Here is a 6,000-nt window from a genome sequence, read left to right as displayed (position 1 = left end):
AGAACTTTAACTAATGCGACTGCCAAGGTTAATCTTTGTTTTATTCGCTTGATGATTAAGAGGCTTGCAGCACCTTCTTAGATATCAAACTTAGATGTCAAATGGGTTCTATAGCAGTCCTAAATGATTTGTGAAGGCAAGATACCCGACTTCTTACAGAAGTCGGGTATCTGAAGGGCTGATATCTTACCCCACGAAAGCCAGCGATAATTAAATCCGTTTTTCCAGATACTGACCAATCATCTGCTGTTCGCCAGCACGAGAAATGATGGTTTGACGGGTGCGGTAATTGTCACCAATCAGTTTTAATTCTTCTTCAAACACAGAGCCGTTGTACTCAGTCCGCAAGCACAAAGTTTTAGGATTAGTGAAGGAATACTGGGCTGTCACTGGCTTGGAGGTTGCAAAGCCGCGATCGCGATACAATATTTTCCCCAAAGCACCAAATATTGTTGAACCCTTAGATTCTTTGCGGCCTGTCACTGAGTTTGTACTGTTCCATTCAACGTAAGAACCGCAAATTATTGCTCCTGGCTCTTCCATTTCGTGCATCTTGCCTAAACGCACGAGTTCTGGACAATCTTGTTCCAAAAACCGGATGGCGATCATACTTACCATCTCTTTAGTTTCTCCATCCGGTAGCGTGTAGTAGCGTCGTTCAGAACGCCAGTTCCCTTCGGATTCCCGAAAAAAGGCTGCGATTAGGGATTCCTCAGCTGTTTGGGTAAATTGTATCAGTGATGTCACCAGTACCAGTCCTCACCAAAATGAAATGAACGGTTGTGCATAGTGTCTAGTTGAAGACAAGTAGTTTGCTGTAGCATTTGCTACCTGTAGAACGTACTTACCCTAACTTTTTCACCCTAGCTAGAGGCATTTGACCTATAGCTCTAGCTACTTTTACTCGCTTTTAGTTGCCAGTCGCTTTTTCTAGTTACACGTAATCTAGGTAACTCAGTTTAGTATCACCCGATCGCATTCCTTTCTGGCACCGCCCTATGAAGGGACCGACCTTTAACCTAAAACGCAAGTTTCTGTTAACATTCTTAATATAGCGAAAAATACCTAATATAAGCTCTACCATCGGGAATAATGTTAAGATTTGATCAGCACTAGCTTGCGAATAGGTATTTGTGTGCTGTGGAGTTGACTTAATAGGACAACTTTAAGTAGAAGCTTCCAGGCCGCTAGCGAAAACACAGATGGAAACGCCATCTGTATTGCCATTAATATTTTTCCTTGTTGGAAAGAAAAAATGGCACCACGCAGTTCTAAATAAGCTTGTAAATCCTGAAGGTTAGGAATAGAAGACTTGCGCTTTTCACTGACTAACAGATAAAGGAATAAAGTATTGATATCCATCTGTTTTTGGTAATAGCTGTTTTTGCGGGGATTGAGTAAAGCAACTGTACCGAAAAGCTTCTGTGTAACCTGCGAAAACACAGTGTTGAAGACAAGTTTAATGGCGCTGAAAATTTTTCGTTGATTGAAAGCTGCCATTCCACCAAATTTAAAATTCATCGGCAATTCTTGGCTGTAGGCTGGGTTGGGTTGATAATTTTCATGGATGACGTTACCAAGCCTTTCAGAGAATAAGACTTGCTTCTTTAGATTCTTTTGTTGAGAATAAGATTGATTTTTTGATAGTAAGTGATTTCTGGTTAAAAGCTTCCAGGCGAAGGGATTTAAAACCGCCGTGCCAGCAATTTCGCAAGCAGTTAAAATCTTTTTTTGCTTAAGAGCTACCAAACTCCAATGGAGTTTTAGATAAGTTCTAATATTTTGAAATGATGGAAGATTAGCCTGATGTTCTTGACTGACAAGAGCATAGATTTTTTCTTTCATTAAGATATTGATATCTAGCCGCCTTTGCAGGGCAGACTTTTGATTATTTCCTCCAGTCCAAATCGTGCGATAGGCAAGACATTGATTAAGAAAAACGGCATCACCAAATTGGGCGATTCTAATCCAAGAATCAATATCATCGCAGACATCTAACGTAGTATCCCAACCCCCGGATTTGAGGAAAGCATCGCGACGAAAGGCAACTTGAATAGGGGTGCCAAAAGGGACAAGTTCCAGCAGCATCCCATAATGAATGTCTTCTTGAGGAATATAAAAAGCTTTTCCTGGGCCAGCTGGTTTGGTTATGCTGATTTCAACTTCATTGACATCAACCTGAGCAGCCTGACAAGAACAGATTACTGCATTTGGGCACAACGCGATCGCATTGTACATCTCCTCTAAACAATTTGGTGCCAGATAGTCATCATCATCAACTGGCTTAACCCACTCACCTTGGGACAGCTGCACCCCAGCATTCATCGTTGCGGAGTGACCGAGATTCACCGAGTTGCGGTGATAAACCAGACGTTCGTCACCTGACTCACGCAGCTTTTTCGCCAAACTGCTGACATAAGCTTCGGTTTCATCCGAGGAGCAGTCATCAGCAACAATTACTTCACAGGGTAATGTTTGGGCAAGAGCAGTGTCAATTGCCCGCCGCAGCAAGGAGAGACGGTTATAAGTCGTAATAACGATGCTAAATTTCATCCCAGTTCCACTTGGGATACTTCAGCTAACTTAGCCTGTCTTGATGAAAAAAGAAAACGTGGAAAGTACCAGTTTCTCAAATTTTTCAAGCCCATTTCTTTGTCTCGTTCCCAGACTCGCGCCTGGGAATGCTGTCTCTAGAGGCTTCCGCCACCAGTTCAGTTAGAAATTATAACCCTTCGATTGATACTGAAAATGACCAAAGCAGAGCCTCTGTTTAGGCGTTCCCAGCCAGAGACTCTTAACGAGGAAGGGTATTATTTACGCGGTGCAAAACATTGGGACGTAAAATTGCCATGCAACCCGTAAGGAACATGATGCTTCAAGTGCAGCCGCGCCACTGGCCCTTTATTCAAGTCGCCAGCATCCAAAATTACTACATCAGAACGGTGATGAGTGGAGTCGTAAACAAAAGCCAGCAGCCAGCCTTCATCTTCACCTGATGTACTCGGACGGGGAACAAATACAGGTTCGCTGACAAAGCCGTGCGGTGCAACACTCCAGAGTTGACGTTGTCCCGTCTCTAAATCCGCCTTGAGAATAGCTTGTAGAGGGGCATTGCCAGTAGCATTATGGGCAGCACCAATATATAGGTAGCGATACGGTCGTCCGACTCGTTCTGGATGAACGCTGGGAAACTCACAGCAACGACCTTCCAAAAGTTTACGCTGTACCGTTTTATCATTCAGATTGAGCGTGAATCGCCACATCTGCCCTGGTGCAAGTTCCTCAAACTTCACCTCACGATAATCGGAATCCGCTTCCACAGACGGAAAAGACTCATAGCAAATCGAGTCAATGCAAATCTTATCGTCTTGCTCAAAAGCATTGGCATGGTGAAAGACAAAACCAGATTGGGTTTCTAAGATTTGCACCTTGCCTTGTTGGGGGTTGCGGGGAATTACTAAAATCTTGGTGGGTTGGTCAGGCTGAAACTGCACACACTCTCCAGCACCGCGAACTCCAAACACAAAAGGTAGGGGATTGAAGCTTACTGGGTTTTGAAAGAACAGGCAGTAGTTAGGCGTAATGGCGAAATCATGGATAAAGGCGAAGCCAGGAACGCTGTGAGCATGACGCTGTACAACTTTGCCACTCGAATCTAACTCATAGATAGTAATAGTAGTGGAAAGACCCGGTTTAATCGCAAAGTTTACCAGTGTTTGTCCGTCAATTCTGGGGTGGGCGGCGAAAGCATCACCGTTGTGTAAAACGCCGTCCAGGTAATCTTTCCCCAGCGTTTCTAGAGTTTGGGGATCTAATTGGTGGGGTTCAGCTGCTTCCCACAAAGCTAAGAGTTTGTCACCCCAGTAAATTACGTTAGTGTTGGCAATGTTTTTGAGTTTGATGTCAAAAGCATTTGCCAGCCAACCACCGGGCTTTTGGGTGCCGAAGACACCGCGATAGAGGATTTTACCAGCTGCTTGTTCTTCCACATAGGCCTGTGTGCGGACAAAGCGGTTACAAAAATGGGCGCGGCCGTTGGAGAAGGCAACTCTACATATCATCCCATCCCCATCAAAGGGGTGATGGATACGTTGCCCGTTTACATCCAGCAATCCAGGGCCATTCCGGAAAAGTGTCCCTTCTAATTCTGCGGGAATCTGTCCTTCAATATCATCAATCCAGTAGTCAAACTCTTGTGGCAAGGATTCATAACCTTTTTGCCACTGTTTAATGTGGTAGGGAAGTTCATCAAGCGCCTCTGTTGGCACTGGAAAACGTTCTTGAGTGGGCAAGTTCTGCATAAAAAAGGCAAAAGGCAAAAGTTAGCTTCTAGGTTGGTTTGAGCGATCGCGACCAACAAATGTAGGATTAATTTTGGGTAAGGTTCCTCAAACCAACCTACTTAGTTTATTCGGCAGGTTCTTCTACTGTGGGGATGAGTTCGGGCATAAAGTCGGGAATAAAAGGTATGTCCCGATGATGATTGGGAATTGATTGGCTACGCATAACCGATGTTGTTGCAGGTTGCAAGGCTGGCACCTCTCCAGATGCTGGTGCCTCGTGGACTTTTGCTGCTGGTAGCCAACCGATTAGTGGCAGGGGCAGCAGCGTTGATAAATTTGTAATTACTACCAGCTGCCAGAGATTTTCAAAGTTGGTTTCGGTGACACCTAGCCAATAGGTAAGGACTGCTCCTAGTTCGTGGGACAATAGCCCTGCTAAATTTGTCACCGACATCAGCAGCGCAAATAAGGTGGCTTCTACACCAGGGGGACACAGCCGTGCTGCGAGTACCAACACCGGCATATAGGCAATTTGTCCCATAACTGTCAAAATCAGGCTGTCTCCCAAGCTGAACCAGCGATCATCGATGCCGAGACTGCGGTTAGCATGAGTTACCAAAATCAGCATAGTCATGCCAAGGACGGCTGATATGACAGTTGTCCAGGCGAAAATGGTACGAAAGCGAACGGCTTTGAGAAAGCGTTGGAAAATGAAAACTCCTATTAGGGAGGCGATACTGGTAACTAGGCGCACCCGTCCTAGAAACTCTGGCTCAAATCCTAGTTCGTTAGTGGTGAAGAAGAAGAAGGCGCTATCTGCTGAGGGTGTGGCTTGCCAGAGGAAGAGAAAGGCGGTTGGTAGCCAGATGGCTTTTTGGCTAACGGCTTGCCGTAGTTGCTTTATCTGGTGCAAAACGGTGGAAGCGTCTCTTGCCTCGCTTACTGGTTCTTCTGCAATTAACCACGCCACTGCTGACACAATTAGGGGGAAACAGCCAGTAATCGCAAATATGGTATGGTTGCCGAAGTGTTGCAGCAGCGAACCGCTGAAGTAAGCTGTTAGCAAGCCTCCGAATGATGATGCTCCCCAGCACAAAGATTGCAGGGAACCAGCTTCGCTCTGAGACTCGGCTCTGGCTCGTTCTACTACTAGGGAGTCTACAATTACGTCACTGACAGCAACCGACAGGGAGGAAAGCGCGATCGCAGCTGTTGCTGCCCAAGCTGTGTGAACTATTGTTGCTAAACTTACCCAGGACATCGTTCCCAATATCCCCGATAAAATTAGGTAAGGTCGCCGCCTATAGCCAAAAATCGGCAAGCCATCCGAAAGAAAACCAAATAACGGCTTTACCACCCACGGGATGGCGGCAATACCCATTAAAGCTGAAACCTGAGCCGGAGAAAGCGCTAGTTCATCTTTGAGAAAAAAGCTGACTGCCAAACGCGCCAGCCCCAAGATTCCCTGCACCAAATACACTACTAAAATCGCAGTTAACTCAGGAGTAGGCTCGTGACCAAAAAACACCTTTTTCAAGAAGGAGTCTTTTTTGTGAGACATACCAGAGGTGGAAAGCTGCATTGATTAAGTTATCTTAAGATATTTCAACATTTATATAATGATAGCTTCCTATCCTGGGGGCTGTAGCGAAGTAGGGAAAGTTATAAGTTGTACGAGTGGGTGAGAAACCCGCCCCTATTGAGTTAAAAGTTATTT

At 45.3% G+C, this 6,000-nt stretch carries 3 protein-coding genes and 1 pseudogene; all 4 read right to left on the bottom strand.

Annotation, left to right across the window (positions count from 1 at the left end):
* Positions 1–210: 210 nt before the first annotated feature.
* Positions 211–747: a phycobiliprotein lyase gene (locus tag H6F66_RS22450; RefSeq protein ID WP_190425691.1), complete on the bottom strand. Its 537-nt coding sequence runs from the start codon at positions 745–747 to the stop codon at positions 211–213.
* Between the two features lie 915 nt (positions 748–1,662).
* Positions 1,663–2,553 (bottom strand): annotated as a pseudogene (locus H6F66_RS29510) (glycosyltransferase family 2 protein); the annotation flags it as partial.
* Positions 2,554–2,810: 257 nt separating this feature from the next.
* A complete protein-coding gene (locus H6F66_RS22440) occupies positions 2,811–4,301 on the bottom strand; it encodes a carotenoid oxygenase family protein (protein ID WP_190425685.1) in 1,491 nt (496 codons plus the stop codon).
* A gap of 106 nt (positions 4,302–4,407) precedes the next feature.
* Positions 4,408–5,865 carry a folate/biopterin family MFS transporter gene (locus H6F66_RS22435; protein ID WP_190425682.1) on the bottom strand — a complete coding sequence of 486 codons (1,458 nt, stop codon included), beginning with the start codon at positions 5,863–5,865 and terminating at the stop codon, positions 4,408–4,410.
* Between the last annotated feature and the right edge of the window lie 135 nt (positions 5,866–6,000).

It is taken from the genome of Trichocoleus sp. FACHB-6 (genome assembly GCF_014695815.1).
Taxonomy (GTDB): Bacteria; Cyanobacteriota; Cyanobacteriia; order Cyanobacteriales; family FACHB-T130; genus Funiculus; species Funiculus sociatus.
Note: the sequence above shows the minus strand (reverse complement) of the source record. Positions and strands in the feature narration are given on the sequence as shown.